Annotated in this window: 19 protein-coding genes; 12 read left to right on the forward strand and 7 right to left on the reverse strand. The window is 46.5% G+C overall.

Going from position 1 to position 17,197, the window contains the following annotated elements:
- Nucleotides 1-294 precede the first annotated feature (294 nt).
- The gene (locus ABTV53_RS03270; RefSeq protein WP_433750552.1) at nt 295-1,200 is read left to right on the forward strand and encodes an AraC family transcriptional regulator; all 906 of its coding nucleotides are present in this window, start codon (nt 295-297) and stop codon (nt 1,198-1,200) included.
- A 26-nt stretch (nt 1,201-1,226) separates the two neighbouring features.
- Here ABTV53_RS03270 and ABTV53_RS03275 read toward each other — a convergent pair whose 3' ends face one another.
- The gene (locus tag ABTV53_RS03275) at nt 1,227-2,039 is read right to left on the reverse strand and encodes a DUF1129 family protein (protein ID WP_433750555.1); all 813 of its coding nucleotides are present in this window, start codon (nt 2,037-2,039) and stop codon (nt 1,227-1,229) included.
- Between the two features lie 412 nt (nt 2,040-2,451).
- Between ABTV53_RS03275 and ABTV53_RS03280 the strand changes: the two genes are divergently transcribed.
- From ABTV53_RS03280 to ABTV53_RS03290, 3 genes are all read left to right on the forward strand, one after another.
- Nucleotides 2,452-2,685, forward strand: a complete 234-nt coding sequence (locus ABTV53_RS03280) for a hypothetical protein (protein WP_433750557.1) — start codon at nt 2,452-2,454, stop codon at nt 2,683-2,685.
- Between the two features lie 260 nt (nt 2,686-2,945).
- Nucleotides 2,946-3,776 (forward strand): alpha/beta hydrolase, encoded by an 831-nt coding sequence (locus ABTV53_RS03285; RefSeq protein WP_036606057.1) that lies wholly within the window; start codon nt 2,946-2,948, stop codon nt 3,774-3,776.
- Nucleotides 3,777-3,879: 103 nt separating this feature from the next.
- Nucleotides 3,880-4,665 carry a DODA-type extradiol aromatic ring-opening family dioxygenase gene (locus ABTV53_RS03290; protein WP_433750560.1) on the forward strand — a complete coding sequence of 262 codons (786 nt, stop codon included), beginning with the start codon at nt 3,880-3,882 and terminating at the stop codon, nt 4,663-4,665.
- A gap of 166 nt (nt 4,666-4,831) precedes the next feature.
- Here the strand turns inward: ABTV53_RS03290 and ABTV53_RS03295 are convergent, their stop codons facing one another.
- The gene (locus ABTV53_RS03295; RefSeq protein ID WP_433750563.1) at nt 4,832-5,044 is read right to left on the reverse strand and encodes a hypothetical protein; all 213 of its coding nucleotides are present in this window, start codon (nt 5,042-5,044) and stop codon (nt 4,832-4,834) included.
- A gap of 163 nt (nt 5,045-5,207) precedes the next feature.
- Entirely contained in the window at nt 5,208-5,747 is a 540-nt protein-coding gene (locus ABTV53_RS03300) for a DoxX family protein (RefSeq protein WP_433750566.1), read from the reverse strand.
- 337 nt (nt 5,748-6,084) lie between these two features.
- On the opposite strand from ABTV53_RS03300, the gene ABTV53_RS03305 reads away from it, so the two are divergent.
- The 4 genes from ABTV53_RS03305 to corA all read left to right on the forward strand — a co-directional run bounded on the left by ABTV53_RS03305 (nt 6,085) and on the right by corA (nt 10,408).
- A complete protein-coding gene (locus tag ABTV53_RS03305; protein WP_433750568.1) occupies nt 6,085-7,158 on the forward strand; it encodes a DUF3048 domain-containing protein in 1,074 nt (357 codons plus the stop codon).
- Nucleotides 7,159-7,475: 317 nt separating this feature from the next.
- A complete protein-coding gene (locus ABTV53_RS03310) occupies nt 7,476-8,093 on the forward strand; it encodes a DUF47 domain-containing protein (RefSeq protein WP_062836231.1) in 618 nt (205 codons plus the stop codon).
- 14 nt (nt 8,094-8,107) lie between these two features.
- Complete coding sequence (locus ABTV53_RS03315) at nt 8,108-9,097, forward strand: anion permease (RefSeq protein ID WP_433750570.1); 990 nt, start codon at nt 8,108-8,110, stop codon at nt 9,095-9,097.
- Between the two features lie 351 nt (nt 9,098-9,448).
- The gene (gene corA / locus ABTV53_RS03320; protein WP_433750573.1) at nt 9,449-10,408 is read left to right on the forward strand and encodes a magnesium/cobalt transporter CorA; all 960 of its coding nucleotides are present in this window, start codon (nt 9,449-9,451) and stop codon (nt 10,406-10,408) included.
- Between the two features lie 187 nt (nt 10,409-10,595).
- Here corA and ABTV53_RS03325 read toward each other — a convergent pair whose 3' ends face one another.
- Entirely contained in the window at nt 10,596-11,684 is a 1,089-nt protein-coding gene (locus ABTV53_RS03325) for a DNA alkylation repair protein (RefSeq protein WP_433750576.1), read from the reverse strand.
- Nucleotides 11,685-11,817: 133 nt separating this feature from the next.
- On the reverse strand, nt 11,818-12,453 hold the full coding sequence (locus ABTV53_RS03330) for a tyrosine protein kinase (protein WP_433750579.1): 636 nt from the start codon (nt 12,451-12,453) through the stop codon (nt 11,818-11,820).
- A gap of 451 nt (nt 12,454-12,904) precedes the next feature.
- On the opposite strand from ABTV53_RS03330, the gene ABTV53_RS03335 reads away from it, so the two are divergent.
- Together ABTV53_RS03335 and ABTV53_RS03340 are read left to right on the forward strand one after the other, a co-directional pair.
- Nucleotides 12,905-13,195, forward strand: a complete 291-nt coding sequence (locus ABTV53_RS03335) for a YerC/YecD family TrpR-related protein (RefSeq protein ID WP_017690665.1) — start codon at nt 12,905-12,907, stop codon at nt 13,193-13,195.
- A gap of 1 nt (nt 13,196) precedes the next feature.
- Nucleotides 13,197-13,982, forward strand: a complete 786-nt coding sequence (locus ABTV53_RS03340) for a sirohydrochlorin chelatase (RefSeq protein ID WP_433750582.1) — start codon at nt 13,197-13,199, stop codon at nt 13,980-13,982.
- Nucleotides 13,983-14,129: 147 nt separating this feature from the next.
- Here the strand turns inward: ABTV53_RS03340 and ABTV53_RS03345 are convergent, their stop codons facing one another.
- Complete coding sequence (locus ABTV53_RS03345) at nt 14,130-14,699, reverse strand: TetR/AcrR family transcriptional regulator (protein ID WP_433750585.1); 570 nt, start codon at nt 14,697-14,699, stop codon at nt 14,130-14,132.
- A gap of 168 nt (nt 14,700-14,867) precedes the next feature.
- Between ABTV53_RS03345 and ABTV53_RS03350 the strand changes: the two genes are divergently transcribed.
- Complete coding sequence (locus tag ABTV53_RS03350; RefSeq protein WP_433750588.1) at nt 14,868-15,791, forward strand: ketopantoate reductase family protein; 924 nt, start codon at nt 14,868-14,870, stop codon at nt 15,789-15,791.
- A 79-nt stretch (nt 15,792-15,870) separates the two neighbouring features.
- Nucleotides 15,871-16,287: a DUF4395 domain-containing protein gene (locus tag ABTV53_RS03355; RefSeq protein WP_433750591.1), complete on the forward strand. Its 417-nt coding sequence runs from the start codon at nt 15,871-15,873 to the stop codon at nt 16,285-16,287.
- A gap of 95 nt (nt 16,288-16,382) precedes the next feature.
- Here ABTV53_RS03355 and ABTV53_RS03360 read toward each other — a convergent pair whose 3' ends face one another.
- The gene (locus tag ABTV53_RS03360; protein ID WP_433750593.1) at nt 16,383-17,099 is read right to left on the reverse strand and encodes an NPP1 family protein; all 717 of its coding nucleotides are present in this window, start codon (nt 17,097-17,099) and stop codon (nt 16,383-16,385) included.
- Between the last annotated feature and the right edge of the window lie 98 nt (nt 17,100-17,197).

Here is a 17,197-nt window from a genome sequence, read left to right on the forward strand (position 1 = left end):
CGCCAAAAAGGTTCCTTAGACCATTGTTACATTGGAAACAAATAATCGATAATAAAGGTAAAGGGAAGTTGGCTATATAGATCGAACTAGACATTTACACGAAACGGAGAGGGCAAAAATAACCTGAGGAAGCGAAGCGTGCGCCTTTATCCCCGGATTTTACCATTTAAAAAAGGAAAACCAAAAAATCTGGGGATAACAGCGATCGGAAGGTTGTTCTGTCATCGGAGTGGCCAGTGTAAATATCTTTAGTTCACTTTATGTAGAAGCCACTGAGCCGAAAGGAATGATGGAATGCTTGCATTTCGTTTGACGGGCCTGCCGGATTCCCGGTTGCCGCTGTACCTGTATTGTGTGGGCACGCAGGAAGAGAAAGTTCTGCATAGACCGGATGGATTTCCGGTGTATCAGTTGTTTTTGTCACGCGGCGGTGAAGGGCAGTTCAGGTTTCCGGGAAAAGGGACGTGGACGATGGGAGCAGGGCAGTTATTCATCGTGGAACCCGAGGTTGCGCATGAGTATGTGCCTCATTCCAAATCCAAAGGAGAACTGGGTTATATCGGCATCGGTGGTGCATCGGCTGGATCGGTACTTCAATGCGCAGGTTTACTTCAGAACGAGCCGTACCCTATCTCCGGTTTTGAACTCATCTGGTCGCGGTTAACAGATCTCTGGCAGGGGCTGAATCAAGGAGTAACGGAGATGTGGAATACTTCTGCCTTGATCTACCAGCTCATTTTGGATATAGCACAATCGAAAATTCCATCGGATGTCGGTCGTGTAGGAATTGTATCATCTATGGTGCAGGAGGAGATTGTAACACGTTCGAATCGGGAGTCCGACCCAGGCAAGGATGCACTTGTCCGAGCAGTGGCATTGATGCATACACATTATCAGGATGACCTGTTATTGAGGCATGTTGCTGACGCAGTGGGTTATTCGGTGCAGCATCTCAACCGATTATTTCACCAGCATTATGGTGTGACAGGACATCAATATATGCAGCGATTACGTTTGCAGAAGGCTTCGGAATGGCTGGACAAGCACCCGCGGGCAAGTGTACGAGAGGCGGCAGAGACCGTAGGCATGGAAGTGAACTATTTTATCCGGATGTTCAAGCGGGAGTTCGGGGAGACACCAGGCAAAGGAATCAAACATCGGAATCAGCTCCAAATGGAAAAAGACCTCACGAGTTCGTGAAGTCCCTTAATCGACTATATAACGTATTATGCAGTTTTCTTTTGTCCAAATAAAGGCCTTAACGTTGCAAGCCCTACAACTCCAATCACCGCACTCACCCACGGAGCCAGTGCAAATACCGGAAGTGTATCACGCAGTGGATACCCGACAAACAGTACAAGGACCACGATGACAATGTAGATGATGATTCCCTTAAGGTTAACCCTAGGTACGGTGTTTCTGTCCGCTCCTTCATCGTCTGGTCGCTCAGCAAGGCGGCGAAGCATCTCCACCAATGCAATCCCGCCAACTGCTGCAACAATCAGGGAAAACAGACTAATGTGTTGGAACGGCTCCGTATCTCCGCCAGTCCAACCCACGAACAATCCCGCACATCCTTGAATCAACATGACAAAAGACAAAGCCGCCCAAGCGATCATGGCATACCACTTTGGTGTCCGTTTCACAGGCTCAGGATTCTCGGTTGGTTGTGGTTCTACAGCGTTGGTTTTCTTTTTCGATGAAGCTGTTGGACTATGACCATGGGTTGGGCTGGATTTGCCCACCTCAACGGCAGCCGTCTTCTCCGGTGCTGTATCTGTTATCCCGAGCTGTGCATGGATGTCTTGTTCCAGATCAGGTCCGTATAACTCGCGAGCGGGTTTGTTATCCCGCTGAGCCTGTACGATTGCTTTTCCTGCGGAAAGAATCCATTCTTCCTGTGTTCTCTCATCCGCTGGCGCATGACGCGCAATGGTGCTGATCTGGTCATACAGTTTCACATGTTCAGGTGTCATTCGACTCATCTCGGTTATTTGCCGATTCTGTATTTCTTTCAGTTTCTTATAGGAAATCCCCAATGATTGCTCCCCCTGTCTACACACGTTCTGATCTTCCAATTGTCTGAAGACCCTGACGGTATTTTAGTATACGGGAAGGGCTGTCGTTTCGCAAAGTCACTCCTTATAAAAAAGCTGCTCATGGTGGACCCATAGCCAGACACAGGCAAGTATGACACAGGTGCATAACAGCACCAGTTTACCGTGAAGTTGAAACCATTCCAGTAGATGTTCCATGAATTCATTCCTTTCGGCAGAAGGATTCCGAGGCATATGCTGCCTGTGTTTGTTCGTTTATTTTCCCCCGTTGATGTGAAAAAATACCCTCACGCTTCCCAGATCTAACGATTGTGTGAAGTATGCATAAAGAGCAGCCAATTCCATCACAATAGTAGCATTTCCAACAGAAATCCAAGATTGGAGTGTGCTTGTTATGGATAAACAAACAGAATTGACGCGGAAGCTGCTACTGAACAGCAACTCCCGTGGAGTCGTAGACGAGGTTGTATCCTTTGAGGAGAACCTGGAGGATACGGAGTATGCAGAAGAAATGACAGATGGCAATTTGAAGGGAAGAAGTTTCTGGGACAATAGTGATTCGGGTCATGAGCATGAGTGGAATGGACGGGTGGAGACCCACGAGATGTTCCGCAGAAGCTACGAATAGAGATCCTGCAACCCTTGGTTGGAATCCAAAAAGATAAAAGATATCCGGGCCAGCTGTCATCAGCGTGGCTCATTTTTTTGCGCTTATCATCCGATGAAATGTAGACTAGCATTCGATATAGACAGGGTTCCTACTTACGTTGACTTGCGGGTTACGGGATGATAATATATGAATAACATCTTAATACACACTAAACTTATCGGATTATATATATTTAATAAATGGAACTTAACAGGCTAGCGTGGAAAGGGGAAATCGGCATGGAACGTCAGATCAGTATCCGTCATGGACAGGAAGAATTAACAGCCACGATTCATTATCCGGTTGTGAAAGATATCAAGGAGGAGAAGAGCCAGCAGCGCGTACCTCTGGCAGTCATCTGCCACGGCTTCGTTGGTAGTCGGATCGGCGTGGACCGTTTGTTTGTAAAGACTGCCCGTGAGCTGGCTGAAGACGGTTATCTGGTCCTGCGTTTCGATTATATCGGTTGCGGAGAGAGCAGTGGGGAGTATGGAGCAGAGGGACTGGAGTCCATGGTGCTGCAGACCCGCTCGGTGCTGGATTACGCGGTGAATTGCAGTGATGTAGATCCTACACGCGTTACGCTGATTGGTCATAGTCTGGGTGGTGCCGTTGCATTACTAACGGCTGTGCGCGACAAACGTGTCAAGAATCTGGTGATGTGGTCTTCCGTGGGTTATCCATTCAATGATATCGTGAAGATTACGGGACGGGAAGTATACGATGAAGGCGTGAAACTGGGTGCGGCTGATTATCTCGGATACAAATTCACACCAACCTTCTTCGAGTCTCTCGCTGAACAACAGCCATTCCAGGAAGCAGTCAAATTTAGCGGTGATGTTCTCGTCGTGCATGGCACGTCAGATGAGATTATTCCTGTAGACTACGCATTCCTGTATCAAAAGGTATTCTGGATGCGTCAGGAGGGTCGTTGTGACAAGGAAATCATCTTCCAGGGCGATCACACCTTCTCTTCAGGTAAAGAGCGGGAACAGCTAATTACGCGTACCAGAGAGTGGCTGGGCGAACGTCAGAAGATTGAGCAGGATTGGCAGCACTGGATGATATAAGTGGCAGGATTACAACTGTTTGGGGATGTCAGCTTGGAAAAGCGCCTTCTTAAGGGTAAAATAGAGGAGTAAGCATTCTATCCGTGTCTGGAGGTTGGCAGCAATGACATTACCCGCACTTTTCATTGCGCATGGTTCTCCCGCTCTGGCGGTGGAGAGCAATGACTACACTCACTTCTTGAACCAGCTTGGAGACAGGCTGCCGGCTCCGAAAGCCATTGTCGTATTTACGGCGCATTGGGATTGTCCTGAACCGTCCGTGACGATGGATGATACACATCAGACCTTGCATGATTTTTATGGATTTCCTTCTACGATGTATACGATGGAATACCCTGCATGCGGGCAGCCAGATTTAGCGAACGAGATATGTGCTTTGTTCACCCGCAGCAACCTGGCACATCAGCCGATTCGAGGCCGTGGTCTGGATCATGGTGTATGGGTACCGTTGCTCCATATGTATCCTGAGGCTAATATCCCTGTGATCGCTGTATCGGTAGACTCGCTGCGTACGCCGCAGGAACAGTATGATATTGGCCGAATGCTGGAACAGCTGCGTCATGATGATGTGCTGATCATTGGCAGTGGTGGAACGGTTCACAATTTGCGATTGCTCGGGAATACGGATGAACCGCAAGAGTGGGCGGTGGAATTTGATAGCTGGATCGGGGAGCGCTTGGAGCAGTGGAACACAAGAGAACTGTTTCAATATGATAAAAAAGCCCCTCATGCACGCACGGCAGTTCCGTCGTATGGTACAGAACACCTTGCACCTTTGTTCTACGCCATGGGTACAGCGGATATGTCCCGATCAGCGAAGCGTCTATTCCAGTCGTACCCTTATGGAACGCTCAGTTTGAACTGTTGGCAGTTTGGAGACGGCGTGTAACTTGGAACAGACAACAGCCTGATTATGGTGTTTGAAGCTAGTTTGGTACGGATAAAGTGTGTAAATGTATACAATTACAATATATAAACAAAAGAAGGTTCCTGTACACCCTTGATGGGCTAAAGGAACCTTCTTTCAATACGAGGACGTGTTTATGAATAGATCTTTATTTGCGGATTTCGAACAATTCACAGTCTGTACGCGAATGATAAGCGAGTTCACTGACACTGGATTGTACAACTACGGTGTTGCTGTCAAAGCGGATAATGATGCCACCGGAGTCAATCTGGTGATTATCTTTAAAAACTCGGATCTTATGCTTCATATTCATGGCTTCCTGAAAGTCCGCATCCGTCTCAAGACGTCGCTGGGTTGGCATGTCGTGTACTCCTTCGAAGTTCAACTTTATGTTCATCATAATACGGTTTTCTGTGGCAGGGCAAGTTAGGCTGGGGCAGCCGGGCTAATCATGGAAAGCAAAAAGTCCTGCTCTCCGGGGGATGGAGAGCAGGACTGGAAATTTGATGAATGATTGCTGTTGCTTAAGCTGTTTTTTGAGTTGGGCTAATCGTTGGTGTGTCTTTAGGGTGATTACCTTTGTTACGAGTGATCAATCCGCGAAGGTAAGGCAGTACCCAGTGATCCAGACCGATTTTACCTGCATTTGCACCAGCAACAACCAGGAAGATTTGCATCAGAACCAGTTGAGCATTCGTGCTTACTGTTCCCGAGAAGAGGAACGCGAAGTTCATGACCATAGCCATCAATGCTGCCAGTGTAGTGAAGCAACCAAGGATGAGACCCAAACCTACAAGGAATTCACCCATTGGGATAACGAAGTCGAACAGTCCTGCGTTTGGTACTGCGAATTTCTCCAGGAACGTTCCCCACCATGCTTGAACTGCTGGATGATCACCCGTTGTTTTTTCCAGTGCCCCAGCAAGGAACCCGCCAGCTTCGAATCCGCCAGTCAATTTGCTCCATCCGTGAGTCATCCAATCGTAACCGATATACACCCGAAGTACTGTCAAAATCCACATTGCCACTTTGTTTTCTCTAAGCCATTGGTTGAAGCTGAACATATAAACCACTCCTTCATGGAATCTAGTGTGTGTTGTTTTTGTTTTTCTAAGTGATCACCTTTGATGTCTTTATTGTATAGTCCTAAAGTTGTTTTGTTTGTGATTAAAATCACAATCTAGTTCAAATTTTAAGTAAGGTTTAAGAAGTTCACATTTAGGACATATTTTTCGCTCGATAAGCTGTTTCAAATGTGGGATTCACGCTGTATCAAGGTCTTCTGGGCGCAGACAAATCGGATGGGGTGTGATTAAATGGAAAGAAAAACGTGAAATGGTTGCCTACATGAGACATATATCACAACTTAGAACCAGGCCATATCGTCCAGGAGGTCCTATATTGAAGCTTTTTAAATGGAACAAAGCAGCATCGGCTGCATCCCTTTTTATTCTCTCATTGAGTCTTGTTGCCTGCCAAAATCAAGAGGCGACCCAGATGCCACTTCAGCCAGAACCGACACCTGCACCTGTGCAAGAAGAACAGAACGTGGAAGAATCCAACACGTCTCTCTATACAGCACCTCTGACGGGTCTGCCTGTAGATGAAGCGATTACGCGTCGACCACTCGCCGTAATGATTAATAATGCACCAGCAGCTCGCCCCCAATCGGGTCTAAGTTCAGCCGATATCATTCTTGAAGTTCTCGCAGAGGGGGGCATTACCCGTTTCATAGCCATCTTCCAGAGTGAAGGCGGTGCTGAGACGGTTGGACCAGTTCGCAGTATACGCCCATACCTGATTGAGCTCGGCGAGAGTTATGATGGGGTACTTGTTCATGCCGGAGGCAGTCCGGAGGCGTATTCCATTTTGCAAAGGCAGCAGAAGCAGCATATGGATGAAATATCGAATGGTGGACCTTACTTCTGGCGTTCCTCGGATCGTAAAGCCCCACATAATCTGTATACTTCAGCGGACAAGCTGAGAGAAGGGTCAGATATCAAGGGTTATAGCCATGATTTCAAGTCTCCCGTATACATCTATAACGAAGAAGGCGCGACATCCGCAGGAGAGGCAGTGAAGCAATTTGATATCCATTATTTATTGGATAGTTACCGGGTGACGTATGATTATGATGAAGTTAGCGGACGATATATGAGAATAGTGAATGGCAAGGCAGATCAGGATCTGGATAATGGAACTCAACTTGGCGCAGCAAACATCATTGTGGCAGGTGCAGATCACAAGGTGCTCGATAGTGTAGGTCGGTTGTCCGTTAACTTGGAACAAGGCGGGGAAGCCATGTTGTTCCAGAAGGGCAAGATGATACGTGGGCAGTGGGTGAAGAAGCAGGGGGATATTATGCGGTTTGTTCAGGATGGCAGTGAAGTGGCTCTTGTGCCAGGTAAAACATTTATTAGCATTGTTCCCAATCAACCGGAATTTTCTAGTCATGTGAAGCTGGCTGTCCAATAGAAGGATGTAAGGAAAGAAAAAGATGGAACATGTATCTATTTTGTCCTCAAAAAGGCATTATATTTTACCTTGCCGTGAAAAGCAGAATGGTGTCGATTCTGTATTTTGATGTCGAATTGTAAACGCAGTGTAAAATCTCAACTTGAATTTACCAATATTCCAAATAATTAAGATTCATTTCAGATTAATGTGATAAGAATATAAAAAAGGATCACACCTTTTGTACAAACCATGAAACAAATATGATAAGATATCAAAGGTTGTCATTTCATGTTTCATCGGTTATCGGCAATTTTTTCCGTAAAGGGGATAGAGCTATGAAGCTTAAGAAGAAGAAGGATATATTTTTTGAGACACTGGAGAACATGGCAGATACGGTTGTTCAAGCGGCAGATTATTTCTCCCAGCATGTTTCCAACCTTCAGGATGTGACTCTTTTTGCCAATGAAATGAAGAAGTACGAGTCCCAATGTGATGACTATGTTCACACAATCATTACGGAACTCAACAAAACGTTTATCACGCCGATCGAACGCGATGATATTATGGAGCTGACAACGACACTTGATGACGTATTGGACGGACTCGAAGCTACGGCTTCCCGTTTCTATATGTACCAACTGACTGACCCAGACGAATATATCGTTCAATTCGCTGAAATTTTGCGCCAATCGGCTTACGAAATTCAGAAGGCCATTCATTTGCTGTCTCAGAAAAAATTGCTGGCGATTCGTGAGTACACGATTCGATTGAATGATCTGGAAAATCAGGGCGATGAAGTGTTGCGCATGTGTATCAAGAACCTTTTCGCTACCGTTCCTGATCCGATTGAATTGATCAAACGTAAGGAAATTTACGAACGTCTTGAGACAACAACGGATGCTTGTGAACACGTAGCGAATGTGCTCGAATCCATCATCATGCGTAATTCTTAAGGAGCCAGAGAATAATGGAAACAACGATTTGGGTATTAGGTATAGTCGTCTTCCTTGCACTGGCGTTTGACTTCATCAACGGTTTTCACGACACGGCCAATGCCATTGCCACTTCAGTATCGACACGGGCACTGACGCCGCGTCGCGCGATCCTTTTGGCAGCGGTAATGAACTTTGTCGGTGCGATGATGTTTACAGGCGTTGCGAAGACGATTGGGGGTAGTGTAACCGACCCCACCACGCTGGATAACGGGATCGAGGTCGTCATAGTCACCTTGATCGCAGCCATTATCTGGAACCTGGTTACATGGTGGTTTGGTATTCCATCTTCCTCATCACACGCACTTATTGGAGCCCTGGCAGGCGCGGTATTCGTAGGTGCCGGATCGGATAAGTTGAAATGGAGTGGATTTACGGATATCGTCGGAGGGTTGTTGTTATCCCCTCTGATCGCATTTGTGATCGGTTATGTGGTCATGATAATTCTAAAATATGTTTTTGCCAAACGCAGTCCGCATAACGTGAACAAAGGTTTCCGTACGGTACAGATTTTCACGGCAGCATTGCAAGCATTCACGCACGGTACCAATGATGCTCAGAAAGCCATGGGTATCATTACCTTTGCCCTCGTGGCAGCAGGTGTGCAGGATAATCTGGATGTTCCGCTGTGGGTTAAAATCTCTGCTGCAACAGCAATGGCTCTGGGTACATCGATCGGTGGTTGGAAGATCATCAAAACGATGGGTACCAAGATCTTTAAAATTGAACCGATTAACGGATTTGCTGCCGATCTGTCAGCTGCTTCCGTTATTTTCACGGCAACGTTGCTTCACCTTCCGGTTAGTACAACGCACGCGATCACATCAGCCATTCTGGGTGTGGGTTCCGCGAAACGATTCTCTGCTGTGAAATGGGGACTTGCTGGACGGATCATCATTACGTGGTTCATTACGATTCCAATTACTGCTGCACTGGCGGGTTTACTCTACTGGATTATTTTCTAGAGAGAGAAGTTATCCCGGATGAATTCGGGGTTAACGGACAACCTGTTCATAACGATGTGAATATCGGGATATGTGGACAATTATACAACCAAAACCAAGAAACGCCTGTGCATGAACGTGTGGACAGGCTGGATATGTGGATAGCCATCCGTGGAATGATAAACCAAAAGAAGATATTCCTGTGGATACAGGGAACTGTGGATAGGGAAATGAGAGAAGCCAACAGGGTTGGCTTTTTTTGTTGTCGAGTTTGAATGCACGTCTGTGGATATTTTGAATACGTGGGAGACGTGCCTATGGTTAAAGTTGTACAATGACGTAAAGATACAGGACAAGGACGTGGTCTAATTTATGATTCGTACACTCGCCATTACACGAGAACATCAAGTCTCCGTGAACGTACCACTTACACAGCTGGATCTGAACGATTACGCCTGGGTATGGGCGGATTTTAACCAGCCAACGGAAGAGGAAAGCCGTTTGCTGGATACATATTTTCATTTTCACCCCTTAGCTATTGAGGACTGTATGCATGTATTGCAACGGCCAAAGCTTGATTATTATGAAAATCTGCAGTTTCTTGTACTACATGCACTGAATCCCAAGACGCTGGAAGCTGAGGAGGTTGACTTGTTTCTCGGATCAAACTTCCTAGTGTCTTTTCATCATGGCGTATTGGAGGAAGTGAATGAAGCGTGGGAACGCTTGTTGCATCATGCACATGAACGAACCATCTGGGCGCGAGGCCCCGTGGCAGCAGCCTATACGGTGATGGACAAGCTGGTCGATCATTATTTTCCGTCTTTATTTGCGATTGAGGATGAATTGGCTGAACTGGAGAACCGGGGCAGCCAAGAATCAGTCGAAGATTTGATGAATCAGGTGTTTGACCTGCGAAGTCGATTGCTGAAGCTGAGACGCACCGTCGTACCGATGCGGGATCTGCTCTATCGGGTGATCAATTCCCAGCATGTGCAGCGGACAGGCGAACATACGGCTTATTTTACCGATATCTATGACCATTTATTGAAGCTGACGGACATGATTGAAGCTGATCGGGAGATGACGGCCGACCTGCGCGACAGTTATATTTCCCTGAACTCCAACCGGATGAATCAGATCATGAAGACACTCACGGTGATTACGACTGTATTTATGCCGCTCACGCTGATCGCAGGTATTTATGGCATGAACTTTGCCTATATGCCTGAGCTTCAATGGAAGTTTGGGTATGGTGCAGTGCTGCTGTTAATGTTTGTGCTTGGCGGGAGTATGGTGGCCTGGTTTGTGAAGCGGGGATGGTTCAAGTAGAACATCAGGTGTTTCGGTCTTCATGAAAAAGGCCACTGAGCAAAGATCTCGGGCAGTAATATAACTGTCGGGAGAAGATTGCCAGGTGGCCTTTCTGATTCTTCTGTAGATGTACTAGAAATTATCTATCCACATGTGAATAAGTTTTTGCTGAAACGAGCTGTGTATAACTTACGACGATTTCCTGTTACTCGACTTCAAGGACAAAAGAAGTTGTTGCTGCCGCTTTACCATTCACAACAATCGTTAGCGTATGAAGTCCGGCGTAATATTTTCTCGTTGTTATAATTTTGAAAGATTGTTTAGTGTCTACCTTGGTTCTGCCTGTCGGGTACATTTTATCGGAGCATTTGAATCGTTTGGGGGCCTGCTTGCCGTTTGCCTTCATATAACCCATCTCATATTCAATTCGCAGCATCTGTGACTCGCCGCTCTCATTAACGACATCAAATGAAAAATGAAGATCTTCGCCGATAGCGACTGTATCATGAGCAAGCTGAAGCTGCTCAATGTGAATCGAATCCTGCTCGTTATAACCAAAAAGACTTAGTGCTTTGCGATGTCCTTTCTTCAGTAATGACCTGCTGGCATGCCGGACAATCCAGTCTGTGTGTACATGTTGTCCGTACCAGGTCGTGGCCAGATCCATAACCAGTTCAGGGTGGTCCTTGGAGATGTCATTCAGATGATTGGCGACACTTTTGCGAACGTAGAGGGACTCGTCCTGTTTCAATGCGTGCAGAATTGGAAGTACAGGTGTTGGATCAGTGATAAAGTTCTGAAGTTTGGCGCCCCATGGCAAACGTGGCCGGCTGCCCTCACTGGCAAGTCTGCGGATATGCTCGTTGTCGCTCTCTGCCCACGCCATCATATGTTTCATCGTTTGGATGGGATAATGTTCAATAAACGGGCGTACCGCGAACTCGGAACTGGAATAAGGTGTGAAGAGGGTTAGATACTTCATGGATAACTCGTATTCCTCTGGATCAAGTCCGTTCACTTCGATAAAATCCGGTACAAACAGATATTCAACACCTCTCATAGTTGGTGCGGCTTGTTCGATAATATGTAATGCTTCCTCATAATTGTCCGGCAGTACTGCAGTCAAGGCCAGTGTGATTCTGCGAATGCGCGCTTTGAATTCCAACAGTTCCCAGCCTTCGGCGAACACCAATTCGTGAAATTGCTGTGTATCCAGCTTCGGGTAGAATTGACGTAACTGTTCGCCGGTCCGATTAATTAATGCGGGAGTGTATTTGTCTTTGAAAAGTTCCATGGTCCGCCTCCTTTAGTTACTATCCAGTATACCTCAATTTACAGAAATAAGAACGTAAGTTCCTGAAATTTATTTGTATACCGATGAACGGTGTTAAGGCACCCACCTTCTGAATGGGGGTGCCTGGATGAAATTAACCTTTGCGACTTTTGGGACGGCGCTTCGTGGAATTGGATTTACGGCGGACTGGAGTTGTATTGCGGCGACGTGGAGTACTCGTTTGTTTATTCGTCCGCTTGTGCTTCCGTCTCCGGGGCGGCGTATATTCCTCATAGTCTGCGTCAGCCGCACTGTTATTACTTTTTCCTTTTCCGAACGGCAGAATGCCCATAACAAGTTTCATCATCGGAGCCATCTGCTGGATCCCACCAACGACCTTCTGCATTTTGCCTATTCCACTCATGATTCCATCAATGCCGCCGAAGCGGTCGATCATTCCTTTTAACTCACCGATGTTGGCTAATGAAAAGCCGGAACTGCCAGTAGCAGGCGCCGGTACGGGAGCTGGGGGAACAACCTGAGCTGCACTTCCATATAAGTTCCCGCCAGCCACACCTTGCCCATAGGGTACGACTGCAGATGCTTCGACTTCACCGAAGCCCGGGTAATGGGGCTCTACTCCAGGGTACATCGGTTGAATCTGAGTTTCATTTAAAGACCGCTGAACCATACCGGGCGGCACATAGGCAGAAGTATGTGCCTGCCGATGTGCATGAGAAGATGGTCGGTGCCCTTGTGCTGGCCGGCGGTGATAATAATGCTGTGGCATGAACGATCACGTTCCTTCTATTGGATTTCGGAATTGCGTTCCACAAGTTTCATGACAGTGTACATCGTATACGGCAGTGGAACTCCCTTTTGATATACTGTATGTCATTCGCGGAGAGACGGCGTAGGCGGGTATCCCGGAAAACGGGATATTTGCGGATTTGGGCGCATGTATGATGGCAGGTTCCCGAAGAGTAAAATGAAGTTTAGACACAAAATTGTAACATTTAGGAGGGTTGAAATCCTACATAGGTAATCGGATATATACAGGTGAAAACTGGGAAATAGCGCGGTAAATTCGCCTGATGTACGCGAGGGGAGGACAATAGTACCTTTTGTAAGCGGTAACATGTATTTTTATTCTGTAGTGCGTGAAATCGGTAACGCTTGAAATACCAACTCAGGGTGAGTACAATGTAGGTACACAGTAACCGCTAGGGGATGATGATGAAATGCAGCTGAAAAAGCTAAATGATAAAAGCATTGAACAACTATTCGAGGCTATTTTGACGCTAAAAGATATTGAAGAATGTTATGTTTTCTTTGATGACCTCTGCACAGTCAACGAGATCCAATCCATGTCCCAGCGGCTGGAAGTGGCTCGTATGTTGGGTAAAGGCAATACGTATAACCAGATTGAAGCAGAGACAGGTGCGAGTACAGCTACAATTTCACGTGTGAAACGCTGCCTGAATTATGGCAATGATGGTTATAAAATGACGCTGGAACGCCTGGGACGCTAACATGAAGAAGCCGGGTGTACTCATCATCAGTCACGGTTCACAGGAGCAGACCTGGGTGGAATCCGTCGATGACGCGATCTACCGGTTGAATCTGCCTGTTCCATTACCAGTTGAAGCCGGTTTTCTTGAACTTGTGGAAGGACGCCTGATCCAGGACGGTATCGACCGACTGGAAGCACAAGGCGTAACCGATATTCTGGTTGTACCTCTATTTGTTTCGTCCGGGAGTACACATGTGGATGAGATTGAATATGCCATTGGTGCAAAGGAAACACCTGATCGCGAAACGGATCTGGAACCGTTCGATGTGAAGGCTCGGGTTCACTTCGGTTATCCAGTGGATAACGATCCGGATATTGCCGTGATGGTGTGGGACAAAGTCCGATTGCTGTCGCAGCAACCGGAGGAGGAAACGATTCTGCTTGTAGGCCATGGGAGTATTCATGATGGTTTTCGCGAGCGTTGGGAAGCTGGAATTTCTTCCCTTGCAGAGCTTGTGCAGGAAGTTAGTGGTGTAGCCCATACGGATTATGCGTTGCTGAATCCGGAGAGTGTGTACGACAAAGTGAAGTACTGGAGCGAAGAGCGGGGGAACCGAGTCATTGTGGCGCCGCTGTTTTTGAGTGCCGGTTATTTCACGAGGAACGTTATCCCGGATCGGCTGAAAGAATTGAACTATGTGTACAGCGGTGAGACACTGTTGCCACATCCATTGCTTGGGCAGTGGCTGGAGAGGCAGATCCAGATTTTGCTGGAGAGATATAATGAGGTTAAAGCTTCTTCTTGAAGTATTGGCTTTAGCATAGGTGTGTGATCGCATCACTCGTAGTAATGTCGTCATAAGTTGATTTGAACTCCATAGCTTCATAAACAATCAAACCACGTCGAAGGACGTGGTTTATGTTTGTTGTAGATCACTTAACCGAAGATTAGGTTATCCATTAATGGGTGCGTGCAATTGCAGATGTAGCTCCAGTAAATTTATTAATTGGTCAACGATCTCCTCGGCCGGATAAGGCATGGAATTCATAATCCACCACTCCAGGAGACCGACTGCAGCGGAAGCAAGAAACTGTATGGTAATCTCTTTTTTCATGCCTTCCTGGATTCCACAGGCATCCATTTGCTCCTGTACTCCCTGGACCAACAATGTCATCAACTTACTCCGGAACGCTGGAATACCTTTTTTAGTTAGAAGTGTGGTATAGGTAGTGGCATGCTGTTCCAGATAACGAAAGGTCCGGAGAAGTGCATCCTTGGCGGTAACGGTTGTTGGAGTAGGGCTTTCCATCATACAGGCATCCAACAACTGTTGCAAATAGGTCTCAATGCATTGATCTAACAGATCAAACTTGTCTGCGTAATGCAAATAGATGGTTCCTCGGTTTACATTAGCCCGATCAGCAATTTCGTTTATCGTAATTTGCTCGAAATCCTGTTCCTCCAGTAACCCCACAAAAGCTTCGATTATCGCCTTTCGTGTCTTGAGTACTCGTCTGTCCATGGCCCCTCCTATGATGGTGTTCAACAATAAGGAATCATTCGTTGATTATTCAACAAAAACGGATATTTTAGCGATTGAAGCACGGCAGATGCTTTGATACTCTTATTTTATCAACAAATGTTCATAAAGCAACGAATATTGATAAAATATGAAATAGAGGGATAACCAATGAAGATATTAGTGTATGGGGCAGGTGTTTTGGGCAGTCAACTGGTGCATATTCTCGTGCGCGGCGGCAATGATGTCACTATTCTGGCTAGAGGGAAGCGGGCAGAGGAGCTGGAGAAGGATGGAGTAGTCATCCGGCATGTTTTTCAATTCAAAACGACAGTTGATCCGGTTCGGGTAGCCAGAACGTTGGAGATAAATGACCAATATGATCTGATTTTTGTTGTCATGAAATATAACGATTTTCCTTCTGTGTTACCTATTCTGGCAGAGAATCAGAGTAGCAATATTGTGATTGTGGGAAACAATGCAGATGCACGAAGCATGCAAAACTTTTTGGAGGAAAACAGTAAGGTGGCAAAACAGGTCGCGTTTGGATTCCAGGTGAGTGGAGGAAGGCGGGACAAGGACCGCATGTTATCGATCGGTGGAGGCAGCGGACAAATGGTGATTGGCAGTCTGGACGGTGATATAAACTTTAAACCTTTGCTGGATCAAGCTTTCCAACATGTGAAATACAAGCTAAATGTTCTGAGTGATATTGATGCCTGGCTGAAAAGCCATATTGTGCCGATTCTGATGCTTAATGCGGTGAGCTTTAATGAGAAACGTGAGTTGATCAAGTTGGACGGGAACAGAAAACAAATCCAACTTATGATTGGGGCGATGGATGAGGGTTTCAGCGTTCTTGAGGCTATGGGCATAACGATAATACCGGAGATTCAGGCTAAAATGATTCGCAAGCATCAACGGATGTTGTACCTTCTGTTGAAGATCTATAGTGTGCTTCCGTTTCATAAGCTGGTCGCGGGTTCTTTTGGAGAGATTGAGGCGTTAAATCATGCATTTACCGATTGGAAAAAGACAACAGGCATCCCGACTCCCCATTGGGACGTGCTGAAAAGAGATTTTACTATCCTATAATGAAGTGAACTCTTGCTCATTGACCCAATACCGACTACAATAAAACCAACTAATAAAATAGGGATAAGGAGATATACAGATGCGAGAAGTGCCCATGCGCTATGTGAAAGCGAATCAGGTCGGTATTGTATTGTTTGTTTTACTCTCGTTTGTGTTCAATCCAATTGTAGTTCTGGGCGTGCTGTGGATCATTCAGGTAGTTGGGCTGGCTTCTGGTGGCAAGCTTAATCTGTTTATGCAGATTGGGAAAGCTGTGTTAACTGGTAAAGGGACAGAGACGCAGGCAGTGGAACTGCAGCGATTCAACAATATTCTGGCTGTGCTCTTCCTGACTCTGGCACTCATCTCGTTCTCGCTTGGCTGGGTAGCCGCAGGTTATGTATTCTCCGTTATGCTTCTCGCGGCTGCAAGCACGGCACTGCTGGGTTATTGTGTGGGCTGCACCGTGTATTTCTGGTACAAACAGCTGCGTGCAGGACGAAAAATCGGATTTTGAGGTTGGCTGAAGAAGTGATACAGGTATCTGGGATACTACGATAGCTTCATAACGAAATCCCCCTCAAGTGAGCTGTTCGCTTGAAGGGGATTTTTTTATCTAAACCAAGCCTTGTTCAGATTGTTCGTGAAATTGTTATCGTTGAAAGGTACGTTGGCACTGCCAAAGTCCGTAGTATTGAGCGCATTTCGTGCTGCAGGAGTCAGGTCGTCCCATCCGATCAAAGGCTGAGTTCCACCAACAGCGCTAGTGACGCCGAGCTCATGGTTCAGTGGCCAGGTACTATTATAGGAAATTAGCGGATGATTGCCTTGTGTATTGGTATTGCTCGGTGTGACATTGGTGAACTGTCCGTGACCGGAATAAGCGATGGAGAGGATTTGGGGATTGGCCGCTGCCGGATTATCGACCCACACGACGATACCTTCCCAATCATGACGATGTCCGAGTCCAGGGGAGGGGGAGTCCTTGGGAAAGTACCACGAGTACATGATAGCCCACACCCCATTGTGCCATGCCGAGCGGGAGTAGATCTGCCCTGTACTTGAGCTGCAGTTTCCATTCGATGACCCGGATGTATTCAAGCCAGCACTGGTATTGCCCTGTTGATCCACTGCGGGGAAAGGTACGCAACCATGATAGACTTTCAGAAAAGGCTGAAAACGCTTGGCTGCTTGTTGTGTCACGGTGACTGGGGAGACTTCCTGAAATCCGATAACTTGATCATGATTAATTGCTGCTGCTTCAACAAGGGTGACCCAAGGAATACATGCCATAAGAAAGACCAGGAGCATTAACACGATTTTTTTCATTCACAGTTCTCCTTCACGGGTATGATGTGGTGCGAAGTTGAGGGTGCACTAAAACTATATTGGAAAAAGGTTTATGTTATTTATATTTTTATCTTAAG

This window comes from Paenibacillus amylolyticus, assembly GCF_050990605.1.
In the GTDB taxonomy this organism is placed as follows: domain Bacteria; phylum Bacillota; class Bacilli; order Paenibacillales; family Paenibacillaceae; genus Paenibacillus; species Paenibacillus amylolyticus_H.